Raw genomic sequence first — 25,031 nt, forward strand, 5'->3', positions numbered from 1 at the left:
CCCGCGGGCCCTTCGCATTTCGCCCGGGGGACGATCCCCCGGAGCCCCCTGTCCCCCCGGGCTTCGCCCCTGGCCCCCCGGGGCTTCGTCCCCTGGCCCCGCCGGGGCTTCGTCCCCTGGCCCTCGGGTGGTGGGGGGTTCTCTTGCCGGTTACGTTGGGGCATCGGGTTCTTTTGGGAGATTCCATTGGAGCGGACGGTCGGGGATCGGCTTCGGCGGGCTCGGCGGCGGCGGTTCGTTGGGCGGGGCGGGGAGATCGAGCTGTTCCGGACGGCGCTCGCTGACGGGGACTTCTCCGTCCTGTTCCTGCACGGGCCCGGTGGTGTCGGGAAGAGCGCGCTGCTGGGGGAGATGGCGGAGGCCGCTCGGGAGGCCGGTGTCGTGCCCGTGACGGTGGACGCGCGGACCCTGACGCCCGAGCCCGCGGCGTTCCTACGGGCCGTCGAGGCGCCCCGGGAACGGCACGCGATCCTCATCGACACCTACGAGCTGCTCGCCCCGCTGGACGACTGGGTGCGGGAGCGCTTCATCCCGGGGCTGCCCGCCGACACCGTCGTCGTCATCGCCGGACGGGACGCGCCGCCCGCCCGGTGGGTCGCCGACGCGGGGTGGCACGAGCTGCTCCGGGTCGTGTCGCTGCGCAACCTCAGCCCCGACGACACCCGCTCCTACCTGCGGGTCGAGGGTGTCCCCGCCGAGCTGCACGAGCGCGTCCTGCGGCTGGCGCACGGGCATCCGCTCACGCTCTCGCTGCTCGTCGACCTCATCCGGCGGCGGCAGGACGTGCCGGGGGCGCTGAGCGGTGTGCCGGACGTCGTGCGCGCGCTGCTCGGGCGGCTGGTCGAGGACGTGCCGGGAGCGCGGCACCGGGAGGCGCTGCAGATCTGCGCGCACGCCCGGTTCACCACCGAGGATCTGCTGCGGGAGATGGTGGGTGAGGACGCCGGGCCGCTGTTCCGGTGGCTGCGGACCCTGTCGTTCGTCGAGGAACGCGAGTTCGGGGTCTTCCCTCACGACGTCGTCCGCGACATCCTCGACGCCGACCTCCGCTGGCGCGATCCCGAACGGTACGCGGAGCTGCACCGGGGGCTGCGGGCCCGCTTCGTCGAGCGTGCGCGGACGGTCCGGGACGACGAGCAGGTCCGGCACCAGGCCGTCGCCGACATCATGTTCCTCAGCCGCCACCATCCGGTCGTCCTGGGCTACTGGCGGCTCGCCGGGCTCGGGCACGTGTCCGTCTCCAGGCTCCGGGAGGGGGACGTCGGAACCGTCGTCGCCATGACCCGCAAGGAGCAGGGGGAGGAGCAGGCCGCGTACGCGGCGCGGTGGGCCGAGCGGCAGCCGGGGGCGTTCGGGGTGTTCCGCGACGAGGCGGGCGAAGCCTTCGGGTATGCCGCCTACCTGGCCCTGCACGAGGCCGACGAGGAGGACCTCCGGGCCGACCCGGGGACCGCGGCGATGTGGGGCCACGTCCACCGGCACGCGCCGCCCCGGCCCGGAGAGGGCGTGCTGGCCTGGCGGTTCTTCGTGGACGCCGAGCCTGAGCAGCGGCCCTCCCGGTCGGAGACCATGATCCGGCTCTGGCACGGGCAGGAGATCATCACCCGCTCCGGCCAGGCGTGGGACCTCGTCACCGTCCCGTCCGAGCGGGACTACTGGGACCCGCTGCTGTCCTTCTTCGACTTCCACCACGCGCCCGAGGCGTCCTACCGGGTGGGCGGACGGCTCTACGACGTGTACGCGCACGACTGGCGCGTGCTCGGCGTCGACGACTGGCTCGCGCTCACCGCCGAGCGGGAGTTGGGCGCGCCCGTCACCGCCGCCACGGTCGCCGCGCCCGAACTCGTGCTGTCGCAGCAGGAGTTCGCCGACGCCGTCCGCGGCGCGCTCCGCGACCTGCACCGCCCCGACCGGCTGCTGGACAACCCGCTGGCCCGGTCGAGGCTCGTCCGGTCGGACGACGATCCCGCCGCGTCGCTGCGGAGGCTGATCGAAGAGGCGGCCGGGGTGCTGCGGGAGGATCCGCGGGAGGAGTCGCTGTACCGGGTCGTCGACCGCACGTTCCTGCGGCCGGCCGCCACCCAGGAACGGGCCGCCGAGATGCTCGGGCTGCCGTTCAGCACCTACCGGAGGCACCGCAACCGGGCCGTCGAACGGATCGTCGCGGTCCTGTGGGAGCGGGAGGTCTACGGAACCGGCCACCAGGTGGACAGCAGCCGGCCTGGTGAGTGAACAGCGGGCCGCCGCATCGTCGCCTCATCGGACAACGGGAGGCACGAGATGCGAAGCATCGGAGAACACGCGGTGGTGCTCGGAGCCGGAATGGCGGGGCTGCTCGCGGCCCGCGTCCTGGCCGGGGCCTATGAACGGGTCACGCTGGTGGAACGCGACCAGAGCGCGGCGGGAGCCTGCCGCAGGGGAGTCCCGCAGGGCAGGCACGCCCACATCCTGCTGCCGCGCGGGCAGCGGGTCCTGGAGGACCTCCTGCCCGGCGTCGAGGCGGAGCTCATCGGCCGCGGCGCCGTCGTCGCCGACCCCGGCGTCGACCACCGCTTCACCCTCGGCGGGCACGCCCTCACCCGGCGCCCCGGCGCGGAGCGGGCGGTCCAGGCGAGCCGGCCGCTGCTGGAGGGCGTCGTCCGCGAGCGGGTCGAGGCGCTGCCCGGCGTCCGGGTCGCCGAGGGGCGCGACGTCGTCGGGCTGCTCACCGCGCCGCCGGGCCGCGTCACCGGCGTCCAGGTGATGCCGCGGACGCCCGGCGCCGCCGCCGAGGAGATCCGCGCCGACCTGGTCGTCGACGCGATGGGACGGGCCGGGCGCGCTCGGCACTGGCTGGAGCGGCTCGGGCACGGGCCCGTCCCGCGGGAGGAGATCAAGGTCGGGGTCGCCTACGCCACCCGGCCCGTCCGGCTCCCGCTGGACACCGTCGCCGCGGGCAAGGCCGTCGTCGTCGGCCCGCGGCCCGGCCGGCCGCGCGGCATGGCGATGGTCGCCGTCGAGGGCGACCGGCACCTGCTCACCGTCGCGGGGCTGGACGGCGCGAACCGGCCGCCCACGGACGAGGAGGGCTTCCTGGCCTTCGTGCGGACCCTCGCGCCGCCGGAGGTGTTCGAGGCGATCCGCGCCGCGGAGCCGCTCGGCGGGATCGCCGCGCACCGGTACCCGTCCGACCTGCGCAACCGCTACGAACGCGTGCGGCGACTGCCCGCCGGCCTGGTCGCCGTCGGGGACGCCCTGTGCAGCTTCAACCCCATCTACGCGCAGGGCATGACCGTGGCCTGCCTGGAGGCGCTGGTGCTGCGCCGCTGCCTGGAGGACGGACCGCGCGGGCTGACCAGGCGGTACTTCCGGGCCGTCGGCAAGGCGCTGAACGACCCGTGGCGCATGGCCGTCGCCGCCGACCTGTCCATGCCGGAGGTCGAGGGGCGGCGCACCCCCGCGATCCGCGTCATGAACGCCTACGTCGACCGCGTCCAGGCGGCGGCCGCGCGGGACGCCGACGTCGCCGAGCGGTTCTTCCGCGTCATCGGACTGCTCGACCCGCCGCCCGCGCTGATGCGCCCGTCCGTCATGGCGCGGGCGCTGCGCCCGGCCGCCTGACCCAGAGGTCGCAGGTTCAAATCCTGCCCCCCGCTACTGGTCTGGGGTCCGTGTGGTCGCCGCTTGCGGCTTCCCCGCGGACCCTTCGCTTTGCCTGGGTCCCGTTGGGGCTTCGCGCCTGAACCCCCTGACTCCCTCGGGCCTTGCCTAGGGCAGCGTGACGATCAGGGTGAGGTCGTCGTCCACCCGCGTCGTGGCATCGGGGCCTACGGCACACGACGACTCCCGTTCCTCGAATACGGCCGGTCCTGTGATCACGGTGCGCGGGGTCAGCGCGTACCGGTCGTAGACGGTCGCTTCGACCGCACCGAGATCCGGCAGGTGGACGGTTCGCGTGCCACGCACGGGATCGTCACCGGACGGCTCCGCTCCGAGACGGACGTCGTGGCTCGGCGATGTCGCAGTCAGCCGCCAGCGCACCACCTCTGCCTGGCCGTTCTCGACGACGCGGCCGAAGATCGAGGCGTACGTGCCGGTGAACGACTGCTGGATCGATGGCACGTGCCATGCGGGGACGGGTACCTCTATCTCGAAGCCCTGACCGACGTAGCGCATGTCGGCCGTCCGGGCGAACGTGATCTCGGCGTCCGGCTCCAGGACGCGCCGGGCTTGATCCTCCATCTCGGCGTACAGCGCACCGACATGGTCCCAGTCGACGTCGGACAGGGCCGCGTGGTGGCTGCGCACCTCGTTGACCATCGGCGGGGCGACGAGGAAGCCGTAGGCGGACATCACTCCGGCTCGCATCGGGACGACCAGCTGTGAGATCTTGAGTGACTTGGCGAGCGCGTACGCGTGGACCGGGCCCGCGCCGCCGAAGGCGATCAGAGCATGGTCGCCCGGATCGAGCCCCTTCTCGGCGAGATGCATGCGGGTCGCCGCCGCCATGCTCGCGGTGACGACCCGCTCGATGCCCGTGGCCGTGGCGACGGCGTCCAGGCCGAGCCGGGCACCCAGGTCGTCGCGCAGGCACGCGTCGACGCCGTCGAGGTCGAGCTGCATCTCACCGCCGAGGAACCCGCCCGGGTCGAGCAGCCCGAGACGGGTGTCCGCATCGGTGACCGTCGCTTCGGTGCCGCCGCGACCGTAGGCGACGGGACCGGGGACCGAACCGGCGCTCCGGGGCCCGACCTTCAGCAGGCCGAGCGGGTCGCGCCGGGCGATGGAGCCGCCGCCGGAGCCGATCTCGATCATGTCGACGACCGTCAACCGCACCGGCAGGCCGGACCCCGGCTTGAACCTGTCGACCCGCCCCGCTTCGAACTCGTGCTTGACCCGCGCCTTGCCGCCGTGGACCACCGCCATCTTCGCCGTCGTTCCGCCCATGTCGAACGAGATGACGCGCTCAAGGCCGACCGCGCGGGCGACGGCCGAGGCCGCGATCGCGCCCGCGGCGGGCCCCGACTCCAGCAGCCTGATCGGGAAGGCCTTGGCCTGTTCGAGTGTCGTGATGCCACCGCCCGACAGCATGATGCGCAGCGGTGCCGTCACGCCCATCCGCGTGAGCTCGATCCGCAGGGCGTCCAGGTAGGCCGCCATCAGCGGCCGCACGTACGCGTTCAAGCACGCGGTGTTGCCTCGTTCGTACTCGCGCATGACGGGCGCGACCTCCGATGACAGGGTCACCGGCAGGTCCGGCAGTACCTTGGTGACCAGGTCGCGGACCCGCAGTTCGTGCGAGGGGTCGACGTAGGCGTGCATCAGGCACACGGCGAGCGTCTCCGCGCCGAGATCGTTCAGCTCCCTGGCCCGGGCCAGCACCTCGGCGTCGTCGATCGGCTCTATCTCTGAGCCGTCGGCCGCCAGCCGGCCGCCGATCTCGAGCCGCATATCGCGCGGGACCAGCGGGAGCGCGGGCCGCGCGAACAGGTCTGTCGTGTCGAACCGGATCTCCTGTCCCATCTCCAGCACGTCGCGGAAACCGCGGGTGGTCAGGAAGCCCACGCGGGCGCCGGTTCGCTCGATCACGGTGTTGGTGACCAGCGTCGTGCCGTGCACGACGCCGGTCACCTCCTCGGGCCGCGTTCCCGTCTCGCGCAGGATCCGGGCGATGCCCTCGGCGATCGCCTCGTGGGGCGCGTGCGGAGTGGTGGGCAGCTTGCCGGTCCAGGTGATGTCACGGTCGGGATCGTGCAGGAACAGGTCGGTGAACGTTCCGCCCACGTCCACGCCGATGCGGGTGCTCATCGGCTCACCCCGCTGACGTAGCCCATCGCCACGTCATGCGCGTGGGCCGCGGGGTCGCGCAACGCCGGGTCGCCATAGCCGCCTCCCCCGGGGAAGGAGATCGTGATGCTCTCGCCCGGCGGCAGCGTCGTCACGGTCTTCAACGGCACGATCTCGCCGGAGCCGAGCACGGCGGACGCGGTCGCGCCATCACCGCCGCCCAGCACACCGCGGGCCGCCTGGGTCTGCCGGTCGCCGAGCAGACCGACCTGCACCGGACGTGACGTGGGGTTGGCGACCTCGACCACCTGCCCGAGTCCGCCCCGGTACATCCCGGGACCGCCGGAGTCGCGGCGCAACCCCTTGCGGACGATCCGCAAGGGAGCCGCGGCCTCCATCGCCTCGATGCTCCCGGTGCCGGAGTTGGTGGGGAAAGCCGTGGTCGACAGGCCGTCGGTGTGCGCCGAGGCGCCCATGCCGGCGTTCGCGAACAGCATCAGCGCCCACGGGCGGCCGTCGTCGTCCTGGCCGGTGAACCTGACGCGAAGGGCCGGTGCGCCGCCGCTGTCGGCGATGACCTGGTCCGGCAGCACGGGGGCCAGGGCGCGGTAGATCGCGCACGACAGCAGGTGCCCGGTCAGATGCCGGGCGATCACCGGGACGGGAAAGCGCGGGTTGACGATCGTGCCCTCCGGGGCGACGAGCGACATCGCCAGATACGAGCCGTGGTTGGTGCGGGTGGCGGGATCGAGAACCAGCTTCAGCGGGTACATCGAATAGGCGCGCGTGTAGTTGAGCGTGCAGTTGGTCGGGAAGTCGACCTGAGCCGAGGTACCGGTGTAGTCGATCGTGATCGAGTCGCCGGCCACGGTCACCGCACACGCGATGTGCGTCGGCCGGCCCGGCAGGCCGTCGGCATCGACCGTCGACGTGTACCTGCCGTCGGGGATCGCCCGCACCGCGGCGCGCATGGCGTCGTCCGTCAGCGTGTGCACCGCGGCCGCGAACCGCTCGAAGTCGGGCTCGCCGAACTCCTCCAGGAACTCCAGCGCGCGACGACGGCACACGGCATGCGCCGTCGCCTGGGCCTGCAGGTCGCCCCACACCTGGTCGGGCATTCTGACGTTGGCGAGCAGCAGGTCCTTGACCCCGCTCTGCACCTCTCCGGCCCGGTAGAGGTGGAGCGGCGGGATGAGCACGCCCTCGCCGATCAGGTCGGTGCTCAGGCCTCCGGTGCCGCCGATGTCGGGCAGATGGGCGGCGCTGCCGGTGAACCCGACCAGCCGGCCGCGGTGGAACAACGGCGCGATCATCGAGACGTCGGGCAGGTGGCCGGTCGCGATCCACGGGTCGTTGGTGATCACGCAGTCGCCGTCCCGCCAGGTCTCGGCGGGCATCCGTTCGAGCAGCAACCGGGTCAACGATCCGACGAGTCCCGCGAAGGCGGGGATGCCCGCCCGGGTCTCGGCCATCGTGCGGCCGCGCCGGTCCATGACGACGACGGTGTAGTCGTTCGACTCGCGGATGATGGTCGAGAACGCCGACCGCAGCATCGCGTACGCCGCCTCGTCGGTCGCCGCCGACAGCCGGTCCCACTGCACCTCCAGCCGGACGGGATCGAGGGAAGGTGCCGCCGCCGCGGTCACGCCACGACCGCCGGGGCCGTGATGCGGTCGGTGATCGCGCGGCCGAGCTGGACGGTGGTCGCGTCGCCACCGAGGTCGGGAGTCTTCGCCACCGTGTCGTCGACGAGCGCCGACTCCATGGCGCGGACGAGCGACTCCGCGGCCGGGTGCTCGCCGAAGTGGTCGAGCATCATGGCGGCGCTCCAGATCTGGCCGACCGGGTTGGCGATGCCCTGGCCCGCGATGTCCGGCGCGGACCCGTGGACCGGCTCGAACAGGCTGGGGAACGTCCTGTCTGGATTGATGTTGGCGCTCGGCGCTATGCCGATCGTGCCGGCGCAGGCCGGGCCCAGGTCCGACAGGATGTCGCCGAACAGGTTGCTGGCTACCACCACGTCGAACAAGTCGGGCTTGAGCACGAAGTTCGCGGTCAGGATGTCGATGTGGTACTTGTCCGCGCGGATGTCGGGGTACTGGGCGGCCATCGCCTCGGCGCGCTCGTCCCAGTACGGCATCGAGATCGAGATGCCGTTGCTCTTGGTCGCCCACGTCAGGTGCTTCTTGTCCCGACGGCGGGCGAGGTCGAACGCGTACCGCAGCACGCGGTCCACCCCGGTGCGGGTCATCACGGTCTCCTGGAGCACGGTCTCGCGATCGGTGCCGTCGAAGATGCGGCCGCCGATGCTGGAGTACTCGCCTTCGGTGTTCTCGCGCACGACGTAGAAGTCGATGTCGGCCGGGAGGCGGTCGCGTAGCGGGCTGACGACGCCTTCGAGCAGGCGGACCGGGCGAAGGTTGATGTACTGGTCGAACTCGCGGCGGAACTTCAGCAGGCTTCCCCACAGTGAGACGTGGTCGGGCACGACGTCAGGCCAGCCGACGGCACCGAAGAAGATGGCGTCGAATCCGCTCAACGTCTCCTTCCAGTCCGGGGGGAGCATGTCGCTGTGGGCGAGGTAGTAGTCGGCGCTGGCGAACCCGAACGTCTCGGTCTCGACCGTGAAGCCGAAGAGATCGGCGGCCCGGTGCAGGGCACGCAGACCCTCGGGTACGACCTCGACGCCGATGCCGTCGCCGGGGATCACCGCGACGCGGTATGTGCCTGTCACCTGTAGCCCACCTTCGCTGACCGGGGCGGCCGGAGCGGATGGTCCGACCGGAACGGCCTCACCGTACGGAGAGACGCACCGGGGGCCTAGTCGATTCGCGGCAAGATAGGCTTTCGCCCCAAGAAAGGTGGAGGTGCGGCGTGGTCCATGTCGCCGGATCGGTCGACGAGCTGCGGTTCTTCGCGGTGGTCGCCGCGAGCGAGACGTTGACGGCGGCGTCGCGCGAGCTCGGCTGCTCGTTGCCCGTCGTCAGCAAGCGCCTCGCAGCGATGGAGCGACGGCTCGGCGTGCACCTGGTCCACCGCGGCACCCGCAAGCTGGTCCTCACCCCTGAGGGAGCCGTCCTGGCCAAGGGGATCACCCCGATCCTGGTCGACGTCCAGGCGCTTGAGGACGAGATCACGGGCCAGTCGGCCGAGCTGCGGGGCTCGCTCGTGGTCGAGTCGACCCTCGGTCTGGGGCGGGCGCACATCGGCCCGCTGCTGGGCGAGTTCGGTGCTCTGCACCCGCGGCTCGACGTCCAGCTGACGACGACCCCCCTGCCGCTGAGCCCGCACCGTCGTGAGTTCGACGTGGCGATCCACGTCGGGGCACCGCACGACTCGACGCTGCGCATGCGTCGTCTGGCGGAGAACCGCCGCGTGGTCTGCGCGTCGCCGCGGTACCTGGCCGAGCACGGACGACCGTCGTCGGTCGACGAGCTCGTCGACCACAACTGCATCGTGCTGCGGGAGAACTACAGCGACTACGCGCTCTGGCGGTTCGGCGACGGACCCGACGAGTTCCGCATGCGGGTGGACGGCTCGTTGTCGAGCAATGACGGCGACGTCGTGACGCAGTGGGCGATCGAGGGGCGAGGACTCATCATGCGATCGATGTGGCAGGTCGCAAGCCTCCTGGCGGAGGGATCGCTGGTCCGTGTGCTGGAGGACGTGCCGACCCCGGGTGCGGACGTCTACGCATTGCATGCCGACGTCCACCACGTGCCGGTACGGATCACGGCGGTGATCGATTACCTGGCCGAAGAGCTTCCGCGCCGCCTGGGCCGAGTTTCTCTGCGCGAAAGGTGACCTTTCGCGAAGCCCGGTTAACGTGACCTGCGTCGTCGCCTACGTTATGTGGCTGCCGCCACATGACGACCACGGAGGACCCGGCGATGGCCCGCATCCTGATCACGACCGACTACCTGCGGCCCGGCGACGCGGTGGACGGGTACCTGCGTGACCACGGGCACACGACGGTGCACGAACCTCTGGAGGGGCACCGCTCCGTGGACGAGCTGGTGCGCCTCCTCGACGGGGTCGAGGGGGCCTTGATCGCCAACGAGCCCATGACGGCCCAGGTGCTGGAGCGGGCGCCGGCCCTGAAGGCCGTCGTCCGGACCGGTGTCGGATACGACTCGGTCGACGTCGAGGCCGCGTCCCGCCTGGGCATCAGCGTCAGCAACCTGCCGGGGATCAACGCCAACGCGGTCGCCGAGTACACGATCGGCCTGATGCTCGACGCGTCGCGCCACCTCGTCGACCTCGCGGTCGGCGTGTCCGAAGGGCGCTGGCCCCGGACGGACGGTCACGAGCTGCGGGGATCCACCCTCGGCCTGGTCGGGTTCGGGGCCTCCGCGCGGGCGGTCGTCCCGCTGGCACGGGCGTTCGGCATGACCGTGCTGAGTCACACCAACGTCGGCGCGGACCTGCGCTCGCGGTTCCCCGACGTGGAGTTCGTCACCCTCGACGACCTCCTCGGGCGCTCCGACGTCGTGTCGATCCACGCCGCCTCGACACCCGCGACGCGCGGGCTCATCGGCGACCGGGCGCTCGGGCTGATGAAGCCGAACGCTCTGCTGGTCAACACCGCCCGGGGCCAGATGGTCGACGAGCAGGCGCTCGCGACGGCGGTCCGCTCAGGCATGATCGCCGGAGCCGCGCTCGACGTCACCGAGGTCGAGCCGCTCCCGGCGGACAGCGTCCTGAGGGGCGTCGAGGGGATAACCGTCTACTCGCACATGGCGGGACAGACCGCCGAGGCTCGCGAAGCCGCCGGGCGTGAAGGGGCCGCCGAACTCGTCGCGGCACTCTCCGGGCGGCCGGCCTTCCAGGTCAACGGCCCCGGGCGGGCGGCCTGACGTGCGAGTCGTCATCGTCGACGGGTTCCGCGGCACCGCGTCACAGGCAGCGCTGTCGGAGGTGATCACCGGGGCCGGGCAGGGAGCCGCCGTCGCGTCCCTCCCGACCTCCGCCGGCGGGTTCCGGAGCGGCGGATGACGGACTTACAGCGCGCTTGAGGGACCTTCCCCCGGGGGACGCCTCTCCGGCCGAGTGGCCGGTCGCGTGGCGCAGGCCGTCGCATGAGCCCCGGATCACCTCGCCACAGCCCACCCGACAGCACGAAGCAAGGAGTTCTCATGCGGTTTCCCCAGCGCCTGTCCGCCGCCGTCGCGGCGCTCAGCGTCCTCACCCTCGCAGCCTGCGGCGGCTCGTCCGACGAGCCCGCGGCGGCCGGGCCGACGTCCACGGCCGACCCCGGTAAGGCTTCGGCGGTCACCCCGGTCAGCGATGACATCATCGCGGCGGCGGAGAAGGAGGGGTCGGTGCTGATGTACTCCAACGCCAACTCCGAAATCATGAAACCGCTCGCCACGGCGTTCATGAAGAAGTATCCGAAGATCCAGATCAAGAACCTCGACCTGGAGGACACCCAGATCGTCGAGCGCTACAAGAGCGAGGCGGCGACCGGTGCGCGCACCGCGGACCTGGTGATGATGTCGAACCAACCGGTCATGTCGAGGTTCGCCGGCGACGGCCACATCACCGACTACAAGGACCCGAACGTCGCGAACCTGCCCGCCCACGCGCGGTTGGCGCCGGGAGTCGTGGCGATGTCGCAGGACCCGGTCGTCGCGCTGTTCAACAAGTCCCTCCTGCCGAAGGACGAGCAGCCCACCTCGATGGGCGAGTTCGCCGAGATGGCGCCCAAGCTCAAGGGCAAGATCGGTGTCGTCGACATCACCAATGCGATCGGTTACTACGCGACCGCGTCGTACATCAAGCGCGCGGGTGAGGACGGCTGGAAGAACCTGGAGGCACTCGGACCGTCGTCCGGCGTGGAGAACGGTGCGGGCAACATCGCGCAGAAGATGCTCCAGGGCGGGTACAGCGCCTCCTTCTTCGTCCTCGGGTCGGTCCGTCCGCTGATCACCGGGGACGCGGCGAAGGTGCTCAACTACGCCTACCTGACCGACGGCACACCGCTGGTGCCGCGGGCGATCGGCATCACGGCCAAGGCCCAGCACCCCAACGCGGCGAAGGTGTTCCTGAACTACGCCCTGTCGGTCGAGGGGCAGCAGGAGGCCTGCAAGGGCGGCTTCTCGCCGTACCGCGCCGGCGTCAAGTGCCCGTACGGCCTGGCCGCGATCGAGGACGCCGTCGGAAAGGACAACGTGATCATCGACGGCTGGGCCCCGGAGTTCGTGACCGGCCAGGCCGCGACCGTCAAGCGGTGGAATGAGGTCTTCGGCCGATGACCGGCCTCACCACGCCCGCGCGGCCCCCCGTCGAGGGGGCGCGCGGGGCGCGCGGGCGCCGCCGTCGACGGCTCGACTCCACGACCGTGTCCCACTATGTGATCTGGGCGCTCGCGGTCCTAGTGATCGTCGGGCCGATCGTGCCGGTGGCCGTTGCCTCCTTGTGGACGACGCCGCTGTACGAGTCCGGTGGCGAGCCGACGCTGCAGAACTATCGCGACCTGCTCACCGACGACGCGTGGTGGAGCGCGGTGTCCAACAGCGTGGTCTTCGCGACGATCATGACGGCCGGATCGGTCGTGCTCGGCGTCGGGGCGGCGGTGCTGTTCACCCGGACCAACCTGCCGGGCCGGGGGATCCTCGCGACGATCTTCCTGCTGCCGGTGATGCTGCCGGGCATCGTGCTGGTGCTCGGCTGGGGCCTGATGTGGTCGCAGGCCGGATTCGCCACGACGTGGCTGCGGACGAACACCTTCCTCGGCATGCCGATCGATCTGTACAGCATCCCCGGGATGGCGCTGGTGGGCATCAGCGTGGCGGCCCCGGTCATCTTCCTGTTCTGCCGCAACACCCTGGCCGCGATCGACCCCGCGCTCGAGGACGCGGCTCGCATGGCGGGTGCCGGGCCGGTTCGCGTCCTCGCGACGGTGAGTGTGCGGTTGCTGCGTCCCGCGATCCTGAACTCCACGCTGCTGGTGTTCGCGATCGCCCTGGAGGTCCTCGGCCTGCCGCTGGTGCTCGGCTACTCCAGCGACATCGACATGATCTCGACGTACCTGTACAACAACTGGACCAACGTCTCGCCGCCGCGGCACGGACTGGTCTCGGCCGGCGCCGTGCTGATGCTGGTGACCGTCTCGGCCCTGCTCGTGCTGCGCAACAAGCTGGTGGGAGACGTCGGGCGGTTCGCCGCGGTAACGGGCAAGCCGACGGGGAGCCGGGCGCTCGAACTCGGCCCCGTCCGGTGGCTCGCTTCGGCGGGCATGCTGATCGTTCTGCTGGTGCTCGTGCTCGTCCCGCTGGCCGGTGTCGTCATGTCGGCGTTCACGACCGTGTTCACGCCGTTCGTCTCACCGTGGGAGTCGCTGTCGACGATCAACTTCGAGAACGTCTTCGCCAATCCGGTCTTCACCAAGGCCCTCGTCAACAGCCTGCTGATCGCCTCGGTCGGCGGCCTGCTGACCACGCTCGCGATCGCCATGCTCTCGGTCATCGCGCACCGGTCGGACTTCCGGCTGCGCGGGTCGCTGCAGCAGGCGATGATGTGGCCCCGGATGATCCCCGGGCTCGTGACCGGCATGGCCTTCTTCTGGTCGCTCGTGATCCTCGATCCGAGCGGCTCGATCCGCTCCACACTGTGGGGAATGGGCCTGGCGTTCGCGGTCCGCAGCCTCGCGCTCGGCTACAGCGCGTTCTACCCGGCCCTCGCGGCCGTCGGCCGGGATCTCGACCTGGCGGCCCGGACCTCGGGTGCGACCTGGTGGACCGCGATGCGCACGATCGTGCTGCGCCTCGTCATGCCGGCGATGGCGGCCAGCTTCATCCTGCTCTTCGTCGCGATGCTCAACGACGCCGAGCCGGCCGTCTTCCTCGTCACCGACGGCACGCCCGTGCTCGGTCTGACCATGCTGCAACTCGCGGCGACCAACATCGGCGGCAGTGTCGCCGCGCTAGGAGTCATCCAGATGGTGATCACGCTCGCCGTCCTCGGCATCGGCCGCGGCCTGTTCGGGGTGCGTCCCCGTGCCTGAACTCGAGATCCGGAACCTGCACAAGTCGTTCGGCGACCACGCGGTCCTGCGCGACATGTCGCTGACCGTCCCGGACGCCCAGATCACCACGCTGCTGGGACCGAGCGGGTGCGGCAAGTCCACGACCCTGTGGTCGATCGCGGGCCTGCACCGGCCGGACTCCGGCCGGATCAGCTTCGGTGGCCGCGTGGTGTTCGACGGCGACCGGATCGATGTCCCGCCGGAGCGACGGAACTGCGGCGTCGTGTTCCAGTCCTACGCGGTGTGGCCTCACATGACGGTGTTCGACAACGTCGCGTACCCGCTCAAGCTCCGCAAGGTGAGGGGGCGCGAGCGCAAGGAACGGGTCATGGAGGTGCTCGACCTGGTGGAGCTGGCGGGGCAGGTCGATCGCTACCCGCACCAGTTGTCGGGTGGCCAGCAGCAGAGGGTCGCCCTGGCTCGCGCGCTGGCGCACCCGCCGGACATGTTGCTGCTGGACGAGCCGTTCTCGAACCTCGACGCCAAGCTGCGCGACCGTTCCCGTGACTGGCTGCGGTCGTTGCAGCGGCGGGTCGCCGTCACGACCGTGTTCGTGACCCACGACCAGGACGAGGCGCTGTCGATGAGCGACCAGGTGGTCGTGATGGAGCACGGGGTCATCCGGCAGATCGGTACCCCCCGCGAGGTGTACGAGAACCCGGCCGACCTGTTCGTGGCCGACTTCGTGGGCACCGCCAACATCCTCGACGCGACGGTGGTCACGGCCGACGGCACCCACGCGATGGTCCGTCTCGACGGGCTCGCCGACCCTCTGCGTGTTCCCTATGCGGGCCGCCGCACGGGTCGCGTGAGCCTGACCATCCGCCCCGAGGCGGTGCACATCCAGCGCGAAGGCGAGACCGGCCGCCCGAACTCGGTCACGGCCAAGGTCACGAGCTCTTCGTACCTCGGTGATCACTACCGCTACGTGCTGCAGGTGGGCGCGGCGCGGCTGACCGTCACCACGACCCGCTCGGTCGACACCGCCGAGCTCACGGTGGGGCTGGCGCCCGACGACCTGCGGCTCTTCGAGCCCGCCGACCGACTCGACCAGGTGGAGGACGACGATGCGTGAGACCCGTGTGGGCGTGCTGACACCGAGCGGGATGCTCGGCGCGGGGATCCACGAGGAGGCCGTGCGGCGCGGCCTGGCCCTCGGTGCCGACGTGATCACGGTCGACGGCGGCTCCACCGACTCCGGCCCGTACTACCTGGGATCCGGAACGGCGAAGACGGCGCCGGCGGCGGTCCGCCGCGACCTTCGCATTCTGCTGAGGGCGTCGGCGGCGGCGGGCATCCCTCTGCTGATCGGGTCCTGCGGGACCTCGGGCACCGACTCGGGGGTCGACTGGGTCGCCGGCATGGTCGACGAGGTCATGGCGGAGGAGGGACTGTCGCTCAAGGTCACCCGTATCTACAGCGAGCAGTCCGCCGCAACGCTCAAGGAGCGGCTGGACGCCGGGCGGATTCATCCGTTGCCGCCCCTGGGCGATCTCGACGCCGGGACGCTGGAGTCGTGCTCCCACATCGTGGGGGTCATGGGTCACGAACCGTTCGCGGCCGCGCTCGAGGCCGGCGCCCAGGTGGTGCTCGGCGGGCGGGCCACCGACACCGCGGTCGCGGCGTGCGTGCCGATCATGCGGGGCATGCCCGACGGCCCGGCGTGGCACGCGGCCAAGATCGTGGAGTGCGGCGGGCAGTGCACCACCAACCCGAAGTCGGGCGGGGTGATCGCCTGGGTCGACGAAGACGGCTTCGAGATCGAGCCGCTCGACGAGGACAACGCCTGCACACCCACGTCGGTCGCGGCGCACATGCTCTACGAGACCGCCGATCCGTTCGAGCTGCGAGAGCCGCGCGGCACGCTCGACGTGTCGGCGGCGACCTACGTGCCCGTCGACGACCGGCGCGTCCGGGTCGAAGGTTCGCGGTTCCACGTGGCCGACCAGATCACGATCAAGCTCGAAGGGGCCCGGCCGGCCGGCTACGAGACGATCTCGTTCGTCGCGATCCGTGACCCTCTGATCGTGGCGCGCATCGACGAGTGGGCCGGCTTCATGCGGCGGATCCTGACCGGACGTGTCGAGGAGACCCTCGGTCTGCGGCCGGACGAGTACGCCTTCGACCTGCGCCTCTACGGCCACGACGCGGTACTCGGGGCATTGGAGACGGAGCGGTCGGCCACCCACGAGGTCGCCGTGATGCTGCGCGTGAGAGCCTCCGACCAGGCCACCGCAACGGCGGTCGCGAAGGTCGCCAACCCGCTGATGCTCCACCTGCCATTGCCCGACATGTCGTACCTGCCGAGCTTCGCGTTCGCGACGTCGCCGGCAGAGATGGAACGGGGCGCGACGTACGAGTTCGTGCTCAACCACGTCGTCGATGTCGACGACTCCACGTCCCTGTTCCGCACTGTCGCCTGAAGGAGCGTCATGACCACTCCTGCACCCGTCCTGTCCGACTTCGCGCACGAGATCCGGTCGAAGAACGCCGGGCCGTTCTGGACGACGTTCGAGGCCTTCATGCTCGACGCGACCGGGTACGCGATCGCCGCGGACCCCGACTTCCTCAACGAGGCGGTGATCGCCGAACTGTACGACGTCGACGCCGGCGATGTGCTGCTGTTCCGCATCCCGTCGCTGAACGTCGTGAAGATCTCGTTTCCCCGCAAGGTCCCGGCGGGGGGACTGCTCGACCGCGACCTGCACTGCGGCCAGCAGCACGTGCCGCTGGCGACGTTGCCGGTGCCTGATCGGCTGCTCGCCGCGCTGGAGACGGCGTGACCGGCCACTCCCACAGCTCGCGGGGGTGCGGCGCCCGGCCGCGATCGAGCCCACGCTGTCCGCGCCGCCCTTAACCTGGGAGCATGCGGAACTCCCTGGCCGGCCTGGTCGATGTCTGTTGTGTGCTGGTCTTCGTGGCGATCGGGCGGGCTTCGCATGATGAGGCCGCGAGCCTGGCGGGGTTCGCGGGCACCGCGTGGCCGTTTCTCGGCGGGCTCGCCGCCGGGTGGGTCCTGTGGCGGGTCTGGCGCGGGCCGGAGGCGCTGGTGCCCTCGGGGGTCGGTGTCTGGGTGACGACCGTGGCCGTGGGAATGGCGCTGCGCGCCGTCTCCGGCCAGGGGACGGCCGCCGCCTTCGTGATCGTCGCCTCGGTGTTCCTGGGGGCGGCACTGGTCGGGTGGCGGCTCGTCCGGACGGTCACGGTACGACGTGACGCGCCCGCCGAATGACCGGCCGGTCCGTTCGATGATCGCGACGGTTGACGGGAACGCGCCGCCCTGGTGAAGTTACCGGCGAGTCACGTGGGTGACCGGGACCGACGCCGAAGGGGAGACGATGGCATCTGCGCTGCGCGGATGGCTGGAGAAGCCGAACACTTCACGCGGCGTCCACCTGGCGGCCGACGACGGCGGCTGGGACTACCGCGACTACGGTGAGCTGGCCTCCGGCGCGCGACGCACCGCCGGGGCGCTGATCGCGGAGGGCGTCCGGCCGGGCGACGTGGTGTGCCTGGTGCTGCCCACGGACTTCACCTGCATCGAGACCTACTTCGCGGTCTGGGCCGCGGGCGCGACCGTGTGCTTGATCACACCGCCGCTGTTCCAGGACGGGGACGACTACGTCGCGCACGTCGCGGCGATCCTGCGGCAGGCGTCCCCGGCGCTGGTCGTGGCGTCCGACGGCCTGGCGGAGTACGCGGGCCGGGCCATGGCCGACGCGGGGCTGGACGGCGAGCCGTGGCGGCCCCGGCAGGCCGCCGAGGAGGCCGAGGTGCGACCGGTCGGCGAGCTGGCGCTGCTGCAGTTCACGTCCGGGTCCAGCGGCGCGCCGCGCGGCGTCATGGTCACCTGGGCGAACCTGGAGGCCAACAGCGAGCTGATCGGGCGGATGGCCGGGTACGAGGACGGCGACGTCGTGGCGTCCTGGCTGCCGCTCTACCACGACATGGGGCTGATCGGCTGCTTCCTCACCCCGATCACCCGGCAGGGCACCCTCAAGCTGATGCGGCCCGACCACTTCATCCGCGACCCCGCGCGGTGGATCCGCTGCTTCGCCGAGGCCGCGCACACGGCCGCGCCGCCGTTCGCCTACGCGTACTGCGCGCGGCGGGTCAAGCCGGAGCAGCTGGAGGGCCTCGACGTGTCCGGCTGGAAGATGGCGCTGATCGGCGCCGAGCCCATCGACCCGCACGCCCTGGAGGTGTTCGCGCAGCTCACCGAGCCGTTCGGGTTCTCCCGGACGATGTTCAAGCCCGCCTACGGCATGGCCGAGACCACGCTGCTGGTCACCATGGACAACGCGCCGCGCGACCCGCTGGCCGTCCGCCCCGATCCGGAGACGCTGTCGTTCGGGCAGCCGGTCCGGATCCTCGAACAGCACACGCTGGGGCCGCGGTCGCTCGGCGCCAAGGCCGGCTGGATCGTCGGGTGCGGGACGCCCGAGGACGACGTGCCCGTGACCATCGTGGACGATGACGGCGACGAGCTCGCCGACGGGCTCCTCGGCGAGATCGTGGTGGGCGGTCCTTCCGCCTGCCCCGGGTACTTCGCCGGCGCCGAGGCCAAGTCGACGCGGTTCATGGACGGGAAGGTCTACACCGGCGACGCCGGCTTCTTCCACGAGGGGCAGCTGTTCGTCCTCGGCCGGATGGGCGACAGCATCAAGGTGCGCGGCCGCTCGGTGTACGTCGAGGACCTCGAAGCCAAGATCGCCGAGGTGAGCGGACTCGGGAAGGGCCGGATCGTCGTCGTCGGCGTCCCCGGCGCCGGGCGGAAGGGGCTCGCCCTGTTCGCCGAGACGCAGGACGAGTCGTGGGTCGCCGCCGTCCGCGAGACGCTGCGCCGCCGCGTCGGCGACGACGTCGAGCTGACGATCGTCGTCGGCACCGGGCTGATCCAGCGGACGTCCAGCGGCAAGCCCCGCCGCCGCTACATGTGGGAGCGCCTCCAGGCGGGCCACATGGACGGCGCACGCGTCGTCGGCTGAGCACCGCACCGGCGTAATTGCTAAAGCCAGTGATAACAGGACAACATGGCGTTGACGCTGCGAGAGGTCGACGATGCCTGTTGCCAAAACCCTGTTCCGCCTAGGTGCCCGCCTGGGCTCAACCGCCCAGAACGCCTTGGAGGTCGCCCGGTTCGGGGGCTTCGACACCGAGGAGGACGCCTCCCCGTGCGAGGTGGTGACCGAGCAGCGGGTGTACCGGCTGCGGCACTACTTCCCGGACGCGCCGTCCGGCGACGGGCCCGTGATGCTGCTCGTCCCGCCGCTGATGATCACCGCCGAGGTGTACGACATCTCCTCGCGGGTCAGCGCGGTGAAGGTGCTGCGCGACCGCGGCGTCGACCCGTGGGTGGTGGACTTCGGCGCGCCCGAGCGCGAGCCCGGCGGGCTGGAGCGCACCGTCACCGACCACGTCCTCGCCGTCAGCGACGCGATCGACCGGATCCGCAAGGCCACCGGGCGGGACGTCCACCTCGCCGGGTACTCGCAGGGCGGCATGTTCGTCTACCAGGCCGCCGCGTACCGGCGCAGCGAGGGCGTCGCGTCGGTGGTGACGTTCGGCAGCCCGGCCGACACGAGCGTCGGCCTGCCGTTCGGGCTGCCCGGCTGGCTCGCCTCCGAGGGCGTGGAGCGCGTCCCCGACTGGCTGCTCGGCGGGTTCGCCGTGCCCGGCTGGGTGACGCGGCTCGGGTTCCAGCTGCTCAGCCCGGTCAAGTCGGTCCGCTCCCGCGTCGACTTCATCCTGCAGCTGCACGACCGGGAGCGGCTCGCGCAGCGCGAGCGGCAGCGGCGGTTCCTGGAACGGGAGGGCTGGGTGTCGTGGCCCGGCCCGGCGCTCGCCGAGTTCATCCGCCAGTTCATCCAGCACAACCGGATGCTGACCGGCGGCTTCGTCATCGGCGACCGGCTCGTCACGCTCGCCGACATCACCTGCCCCGTCCTGACGTTCGTCGGCGAGGTCGACGAGATCGCGCCGCCGCCGATGGTGCGCGGCATCCGGCGGGCCGCGCCGCGCGCCCAGGTGTACGAGGCGGCCCTGCGCGCCGGGCACTTCGGGCTCGTCGTCGGCGGCCTCGCGATCGCGCGGACGTGGCCGGCCGTCGCCGCGTGGGCGCGCTGGCGCGAGGGCGAGGGCGACCTGCCGGAGATCGTCGCGCCCGTCACCGGCGATGAGGAGGCCGAACCGGCCGGCCTGCCCGGCGGACCCGCCGGGTACGCGCTCCAGCTCGCGGGCGGCATCGGGACGAGCGCCGCCCGGTCGGCCTACCGGACCGCGTCCCGGGCGGTGCATGGGACACGGCAGCTCTCCGGAGAGGCCGCGCAGAACCTGCCGCGGCTCGCCCGCCTGGAGCGCATCCAGTCCGACACCCGCATGTCGATGGGACTGCTGCTGGACGAGCAGGCCGCCCGCAGGCCCGGCGAGGTGTTCTTCCTCTACCGGGGACGGCCGTACACGCACGCGGCGGCCAAGCACCGCATCGACGCCGTCGTCCGCGGGCTGATCCACATCGGGGTGCGGCGCGGCGACCCGGTCGGCGTGCTGATGGGCACCCGGCCCACCGCGCTCGCGCTGGTCGCCGCGCTCAGCCGGCTCGGCGCGGTCGCGGTGCTGCTGCGCCCCGACGGCGACCCGGCGGCGGAGGCGCGCCTCGGCCGGGTGACCCGGGTGATCGCCGACCCCGAGCACGCCGCGCGGGCCGCGAAGCTGGACGGCGTCCAGGCGTACCTGCTCGGCGGCACCGGGCGCGGCGACCGCGGCCCGCTGACGGACATGGAGGCCATCGACCCGGAGCGGGTCGAGCCGCCCGGCTGGTACCGGCCGAACCCCGGACGGGCCGGCGACCTGGCGTTCGTGGTGTTCCGGGGCGACGGCGAGCAGCTGCGGGCCAGCCGGATCACCAACCGGCGGTGGGCGCTGTCGGCGTTCGGGACCGCGTCGTCGGCGGCGCTGTCGCCGTCCGACACCGTCTACAGCATCACGCCGCTCCAGCACCCGTCCGCGCTGCTGATGAGCCTCGGCGGCGCCGTCGCGGGCGGCGCCCGGCTCGCGCTCGCCAGCTCCTACGATCCCGAGACGTTCTGGGACGAGGCGCGCCGCTACGGCGTGACCGTCGCGTCCTACACCTGGACCTCGCTGGGCGACCTCGTGAACGCGCCGCCCAACCCGGCGGAGCGGCACCACGCCGTCCGGCTGTTCATCGGCTCCGGCATGCCGCGCAACCTCTGGCGGCGCGTCGAGGAGCGGTTCGCCCCGGCGCGCGTGCTGGAGTTCTACGCCTCGACCGAGGGCGAGTCCGTCCTGGTGAACCTGAGCGGCAAGAAGCCCGGCTCGCTGGGACGCCCGCTGCCGGGCAGCGCCGAGGTGCGGCCGGCGCGCTACGACCTGGAGAAGGGTCGCCTGGCCGAGGGGCCGGACGGGTTCGCGATCGAGTGCGAGCCCGGCGAGATCGGCATGCTGCTCGCCCGCGTCCGGCTCGCCGCCATCGGCTCGGCGGCGCGCCCCGTGCGCGGCGTCTTCCGGCCCGAGGACGCCTGGACGATCACCGGGGACCTGTTCCGCCGGGACGCCGCGGGCGACTTCTGGCTGGTCGGCCGGGAGACGGAGCTGATCCGCACGGCCGACGGCATCGTCCCGCCCGGCCCGATCCGGGACGCGCTCGGCGACATCCCCTGCATCGACACCGTCGCGGTCTACGGGATCCCGGTGGGGGACGCGGAACTGGCCGCGGCGGCCGTCAGCCTGCGGGACCCGGCCGAGCTGAGGCCGCTCGACCTGTCCGAGGCGCTGCTGCGGGTGGAGCCGGCGCTGCGGCCCGCGATCGTCCGGATCGTGGACGAGGTGCCGGTCACGGCGGGACGGCGGCTGCGGACGGCGCCGTTGCGCGACGAGGGCGTCCCGCCCGCGGGCGACGGGCGCGCCTACTACCGCGACAGGGCGGGCGCGTACCGGCCGCTGACGGAGGCGGCCCGGCGGCGCCTCTTGAAGGCGCCGCCCGCCCGGGAGGCCCGCTGACGCCCGGATCACGTGCCGTAAGCCTGGACTTACCGGCGTCCGCTACGTTAGAACAAAGCAACAGAATCTGCGTTTTTGTTGCACGCGTCCGGAGGGATCCATGGCCAGCGTCCTCGCACCGCCGCCGGAGGGCAGCGACCTGAAACCGGTCCCCGGCGTGCCCGGCGTCCCGTACATCGGCAGCACGCTCGCCGTCATGCGCGACCCCATCGGCATCGCCAGGAAGCGGTACGACGAGTACGGCCCCGTCGCGTGGGGATGGCTGCTCGGCCAGCGGACGGTCACCGTGCACGGCCCCGAGGCCGCCGAGACCGTCCTGGTCAACCGGGACAAGGCCTTCGCCAACGGGCCTGCGTGGAGCTACTTCATCGGCCCGTTCTTCAACCGCGGCATCATGCTGCTGGACTTCGAGGAGCACCTGCACCACCGGCGCATCATGCAGCAGGCCTTCACCCGGCCCCGGCTGCGCGCCTACATGGACGCGATGGCGCCCGGCATCGTCACGGGCGTCGAGTCGTGGGAGCCCGGCCAGGGCTTCAAGATCTACGACCACTTCAAGAAGCTCACCCTCGACCTCGCCGCGGACGTCTTCATGGGCGTCGAGCTGGACGACGCCGAACGCGCACGGGTCAACGGCGCGTTCATCGACGCCGTCCGGGCGGGGACCGCCTACGTCCGGTTCGCCGTCCCCGGGCTGCGCTGGCACCGCGGCCTGCGGGCCCGGCGGGTGCTGGAGGACTTCTTCCGCCGGCACCTGCCCGCCAAGCGCCGCGACGGGGGAGACGACCTGTTCGCGGCGCTCTGCCAGGCCGAGACCGACGACGGCGAGCGGTTCACCGACGAGGACGTCGTCAACCACATGATCTTCGCGCTGATGGCCGCGCACGACACCACCACCATCACGCTGACGACGATGGCGTACTACCTGGCCAAGTACCCCGAATGGCAGGAGCGCCTCCGCGAGGAGTCGCTGGCGCTCGGCGCGGCCCCGCCCGGCTACGACGACCTGGACGCCTTCACCGGCATCGACATGGTGATGAAGGAGTCGCTGCGGATGGTCACGCCCGTCCCGGCGCTGCCGCGCAAGGTCGTCAAGGACACCTCCATCCTCGGCTTCCACGTCCCCGCCGGCACGACCGTCGTCGTGCCGATGCTCAGCAACCACCACATGGCCGAGTGGTGGACGGACCCCGACCGGTTCGACCCCGGCCGGTTCTCCCCGGAACGCCGCGAGGACAAGGCGCACAAGTACGCGTGGGCGCCGTTCGGCGGCGGCGCGCACAAGTGCATCGGGCTGTACTTCGCCGGGATGCAGGTGAAGACGATCATGCACCAGGTGCTGCGGAGGTACCGCTGGAGCGTCCCCACGCGCTACGAGTGGCCGCTTGACACCACGTCGCTCCCTTCGCCCAAGGACGGGCTGCCCGTCCGCCTCGACCGCCTGGAGTCCCGATGAGCCTGGAGTCCGCATGAGCAAGGTCGTCGTGATCACCGGGGCCGCCCGCGGGATCGGCCTCGCCACCGCCCGCGCCCTCAAGGCCAGGGGCGCCACCGTCGTCATCGGCGACATCGACGGGACCGCCGTCAAGGAGGCCGCGGAGTCGCTCGGCGTCACCGGGCTGACCGTGGACGTCACGTCCCGCGAGTCGTTCACCGCGTTCCTCGACGCCGCCGAGGAGGCCGCCGGGCCCGCCGACGTCCTGATCAACAATGCGGGGATCATGCCGATCGGGCCGGTCACGGGCGAGAGCGACGCCGACGCCCGCCGGTGCGTCGACATCAACCTGCACGGCGTGATGCTCGGCACCAAGCTCGCCCTCGGCCGGATGCTGCCGCGCGGCTCGGGCCACGTCATCAACATGGCCTCGGTCGCCGGCGTCATGTTCACCCCCGGCCTCGCGCTCTACAACGCCGGCAAGGCGGCCGTCCTGGCGTTCACGGAGGCCACCCGGCTGGAGGTGCGGGACCGGGGCGTGCACGTCAGCGCCGTCCTGCCCACGTTCACCAACACCGAGCTGGTCGCCGGGACGCGCAGCCCGAAGGGGCAGCGCAACTGCGAGCCCGAGGACGTCGCCGCCGCCGTCGCCGGGCTGATCGCCCGCCCCCGCCCGCAGGTCGTCGTCCCCGCGAAGCTCGGCCGGCAGCTCAGGCTGAGCGCGCTGCTCCCCGACCGGGCCAGGCGGGCGATCTCCCGCCGCCTCGGCCTCGACACGATCTTCCTGGAGTACGACCCCGGCGCCCGCAAGGCCTACGACGCCCGGATCCGATCGGCTCCCGGGGCGGAGCGCTAGCGGGCGCGGCGGTCGCGGCGGGCCCGGCGGAAGGCGCGGCGGGCCTGCGGCAGGTAGCGGACGGCCTCGGGCAGCAGCGGCCACACCCGGTTCCCCGCCCGGACGGCCGCCGCGAACCGCCGGTAGCGGCGCTCGTCGGCGGTGCTCCACGGCAGGTCCAGCAGCTCCCGCATGCGCGGATGGAGCCCGCCGACCGTGATGAACCGGGCCACCGCGCCGAGCGGCGGCGACACCGCCCGCCACAGCGGCGCCGGGACCCTCGGCGGCGCGGGCAGGCCCTTGGTGACGTAGCCGACGCCGTACCGGGCGGTCCGGTGCGGGACGATCACCTCGTCCAGCATCCGCTTCCAGTACGCCTGGAACGCCTCCCGGTCGTCCGGCATGGCCCGGTCGCTGACCCCGTACATCCGGAACCAGGTCTTGGACTCCTCGTAGACGCGGCGCTTCTCGGCCTCGGTCAGCGGCCGGATGAACGTCTCGACGCAGTACAGCATGGTGTCGAGGAAGGTCGCGTGCGCCCAGTAGTAGGTCTCGGGATCGAGCGCGTGGTAGCGGGAGCCGTCCGGCATCGTCCCCTTGATGTCGCGGTGGTAGTCGCGCACCTTCCGGCCCGTCTCGGCGGACCGCTCCCCGCCGTACACGGTGTTCAGGATCGGCCCGGCGGACCGCTTCACCCGCGCGAACGTCTCGCTGAAGAACACCGAGTGGTCGAGGACGCCCTGACCCAGCTCGGGGAGCATGTTCTGCAGGACGGCAGCCCGCGGCCCGACCAGCAGCATCCGGGTGTCGCCGAAGTATCGCCAGGTCAGCGAGCCGGGCCCGAGGGGGCCGCCGGGGGGTGTGGGGGGTCGTCCCCCCACAGGAGACAAGCCTGTCATGTGCACCGCCGGGAGAATGCAACAGAACTACAGAACGACGATTATTGTAAC

At 71.8% G+C, this 25,031-nt stretch carries 19 protein-coding genes; 15 read left to right on the forward strand and 4 right to left on the reverse strand.

The annotated features are described in order from the left end of the window. The first annotated feature begins 186 nt into the window (after positions 1 to 186). Together K8Z49_RS40605 and K8Z49_RS40610 are read left to right on the forward strand one after the other, a co-directional pair. Entirely contained in the window at positions 187 to 2,232 is a 2,046-nt protein-coding gene (locus K8Z49_RS40605) for an AAA family ATPase (RefSeq protein ID WP_412516694.1), read from the forward strand. A gap of 48 nt (positions 2,233 to 2,280) precedes the next feature. Next, positions 2,281 to 3,600 (forward strand): FAD-dependent oxidoreductase, encoded by a 1,320-nt coding sequence (locus K8Z49_RS40610; protein WP_075022200.1) that lies wholly within the window; start codon positions 2,281 to 2,283, stop codon positions 3,598 to 3,600. 147 nt (positions 3,601 to 3,747) lie between these two features. On the opposite strand, the gene K8Z49_RS40615 is transcribed toward K8Z49_RS40610, so the two are convergent. From K8Z49_RS40615 to K8Z49_RS40625, 3 genes are read right to left on the reverse strand one after another with little or no spacing between them, the layout of a single operon-like run. Continuing rightward, entirely contained in the window at positions 3,748 to 5,787 is a 2,040-nt protein-coding gene (locus K8Z49_RS40615; protein ID WP_412516695.1) for a hydantoinase/oxoprolinase family protein, read from the reverse strand. Continuing rightward, positions 5,784 to 7,412 (reverse strand): hydantoinase B/oxoprolinase family protein, encoded by a 1,629-nt coding sequence (locus tag K8Z49_RS40620; RefSeq protein WP_021593917.1) that lies wholly within the window; start codon positions 7,410 to 7,412, stop codon positions 5,784 to 5,786. The genes K8Z49_RS40615 and K8Z49_RS40620 overlap by 4 nt, the downstream gene beginning before the upstream one ends. Next, positions 7,409 to 8,500, reverse strand: coding sequence for a tartrate dehydrogenase (locus tag K8Z49_RS40625; protein ID WP_024935776.1), 1,092 nt, complete (start codon positions 8,498 to 8,500; stop codon positions 7,409 to 7,411). The genes K8Z49_RS40620 and K8Z49_RS40625 overlap by 4 nt, the downstream gene beginning before the upstream one ends. A gap of 140 nt (positions 8,501 to 8,640) precedes the next feature. Between K8Z49_RS40625 and K8Z49_RS40630 the strand changes: the two genes are divergently transcribed. From K8Z49_RS40630 to K8Z49_RS40690, 13 genes are all read left to right on the forward strand, one after another. Beyond that, a complete protein-coding gene (locus K8Z49_RS40630; protein ID WP_021593915.1) occupies positions 8,641 to 9,570 on the forward strand; it encodes a LysR family transcriptional regulator in 930 nt (309 codons plus the stop codon). Between the two features lie 62 nt (positions 9,571 to 9,632). Then, on the forward strand, positions 9,633 to 10,622 hold the full coding sequence (locus K8Z49_RS40635) for a phosphoglycerate dehydrogenase (protein ID WP_200871896.1): 990 nt from the start codon (positions 9,633 to 9,635) through the stop codon (positions 10,620 to 10,622). A 1-nt stretch (position 10,623) separates the two neighbouring features. After that, complete coding sequence (locus tag K8Z49_RS40640) at positions 10,624 to 10,761, forward strand: hypothetical protein (protein WP_021593913.1); 138 nt, start codon at positions 10,624 to 10,626, stop codon at positions 10,759 to 10,761. A 140-nt stretch (positions 10,762 to 10,901) separates the two neighbouring features. Next, entirely contained in the window at positions 10,902 to 12,020 is a 1,119-nt protein-coding gene (locus K8Z49_RS40645) for an ABC transporter substrate-binding protein (RefSeq protein WP_021593912.1), read from the forward strand. Continuing rightward, positions 12,017 to 13,771: an ABC transporter permease gene (locus K8Z49_RS40650; protein WP_021593911.1), complete on the forward strand. Its 1,755-nt coding sequence runs from the start codon at positions 12,017 to 12,019 to the stop codon at positions 13,769 to 13,771. The genes K8Z49_RS40645 and K8Z49_RS40650 overlap by 4 nt, the downstream gene beginning before the upstream one ends. Further along, a complete protein-coding gene (locus tag K8Z49_RS40655; protein ID WP_412516696.1) occupies positions 13,764 to 14,867 on the forward strand; it encodes an ABC transporter ATP-binding protein in 1,104 nt (367 codons plus the stop codon). The genes K8Z49_RS40650 and K8Z49_RS40655 overlap by 8 nt, the downstream gene beginning before the upstream one ends. Further along, positions 14,860 to 16,215: an acyclic terpene utilization AtuA family protein gene (locus K8Z49_RS40660; protein ID WP_021593909.1), complete on the forward strand. Its 1,356-nt coding sequence runs from the start codon at positions 14,860 to 14,862 to the stop codon at positions 16,213 to 16,215. Before K8Z49_RS40655 ends, K8Z49_RS40660 begins: the two co-directional genes overlap by 8 nt. 9 nt (positions 16,216 to 16,224) lie before the next feature. Continuing rightward, a complete protein-coding gene (locus K8Z49_RS40665) occupies positions 16,225 to 16,575 on the forward strand; it encodes a DUF4387 domain-containing protein (RefSeq protein ID WP_075022196.1) in 351 nt (116 codons plus the stop codon). A gap of 83 nt (positions 16,576 to 16,658) precedes the next feature. Further along, a complete protein-coding gene (locus K8Z49_RS40670) occupies positions 16,659 to 17,024 on the forward strand; it encodes a DUF3054 domain-containing protein (RefSeq protein ID WP_024935777.1) in 366 nt (121 codons plus the stop codon). A 106-nt stretch (positions 17,025 to 17,130) separates the two neighbouring features. Continuing rightward, positions 17,131 to 18,780 (forward strand): AMP-binding protein, encoded by a 1,650-nt coding sequence (locus K8Z49_RS40675; RefSeq protein ID WP_024935778.1) that lies wholly within the window; start codon positions 17,131 to 17,133, stop codon positions 18,778 to 18,780. Between the two features lie 73 nt (positions 18,781 to 18,853). Continuing rightward, entirely contained in the window at positions 18,854 to 21,811 is a 2,958-nt protein-coding gene (locus K8Z49_RS40680; RefSeq protein ID WP_412516697.1) for an AMP-binding protein, read from the forward strand. 100 nt (positions 21,812 to 21,911) lie between these two features. After that, entirely contained in the window at positions 21,912 to 23,267 is a 1,356-nt protein-coding gene (locus K8Z49_RS40685; protein WP_412516698.1) for a cytochrome P450, read from the forward strand. Positions 23,268 to 23,280: 13 nt separating this feature from the next. Beyond that, a complete protein-coding gene (locus tag K8Z49_RS40690; protein WP_075022192.1) occupies positions 23,281 to 24,102 on the forward strand; it encodes an SDR family oxidoreductase in 822 nt (273 codons plus the stop codon). On the opposite strand, the gene K8Z49_RS40695 is transcribed toward K8Z49_RS40690, so the two are convergent. Beyond that, on the reverse strand, positions 24,099 to 24,962 hold the full coding sequence (locus tag K8Z49_RS40695) for an oxygenase MpaB family protein (protein ID WP_412516699.1): 864 nt from the start codon (positions 24,960 to 24,962) through the stop codon (positions 24,099 to 24,101). The genes K8Z49_RS40690 and K8Z49_RS40695 overlap by 4 nt on opposite strands. Between the last annotated feature and the right edge of the window lie 69 nt (positions 24,963 to 25,031).

It is taken from the genome of Actinomadura madurae (genome assembly GCF_047130825.1).
In the GTDB taxonomy this organism is placed as follows: Bacteria; Actinomycetota; Actinomycetes; order Streptosporangiales; family Streptosporangiaceae; genus Spirillospora; species Spirillospora madurae.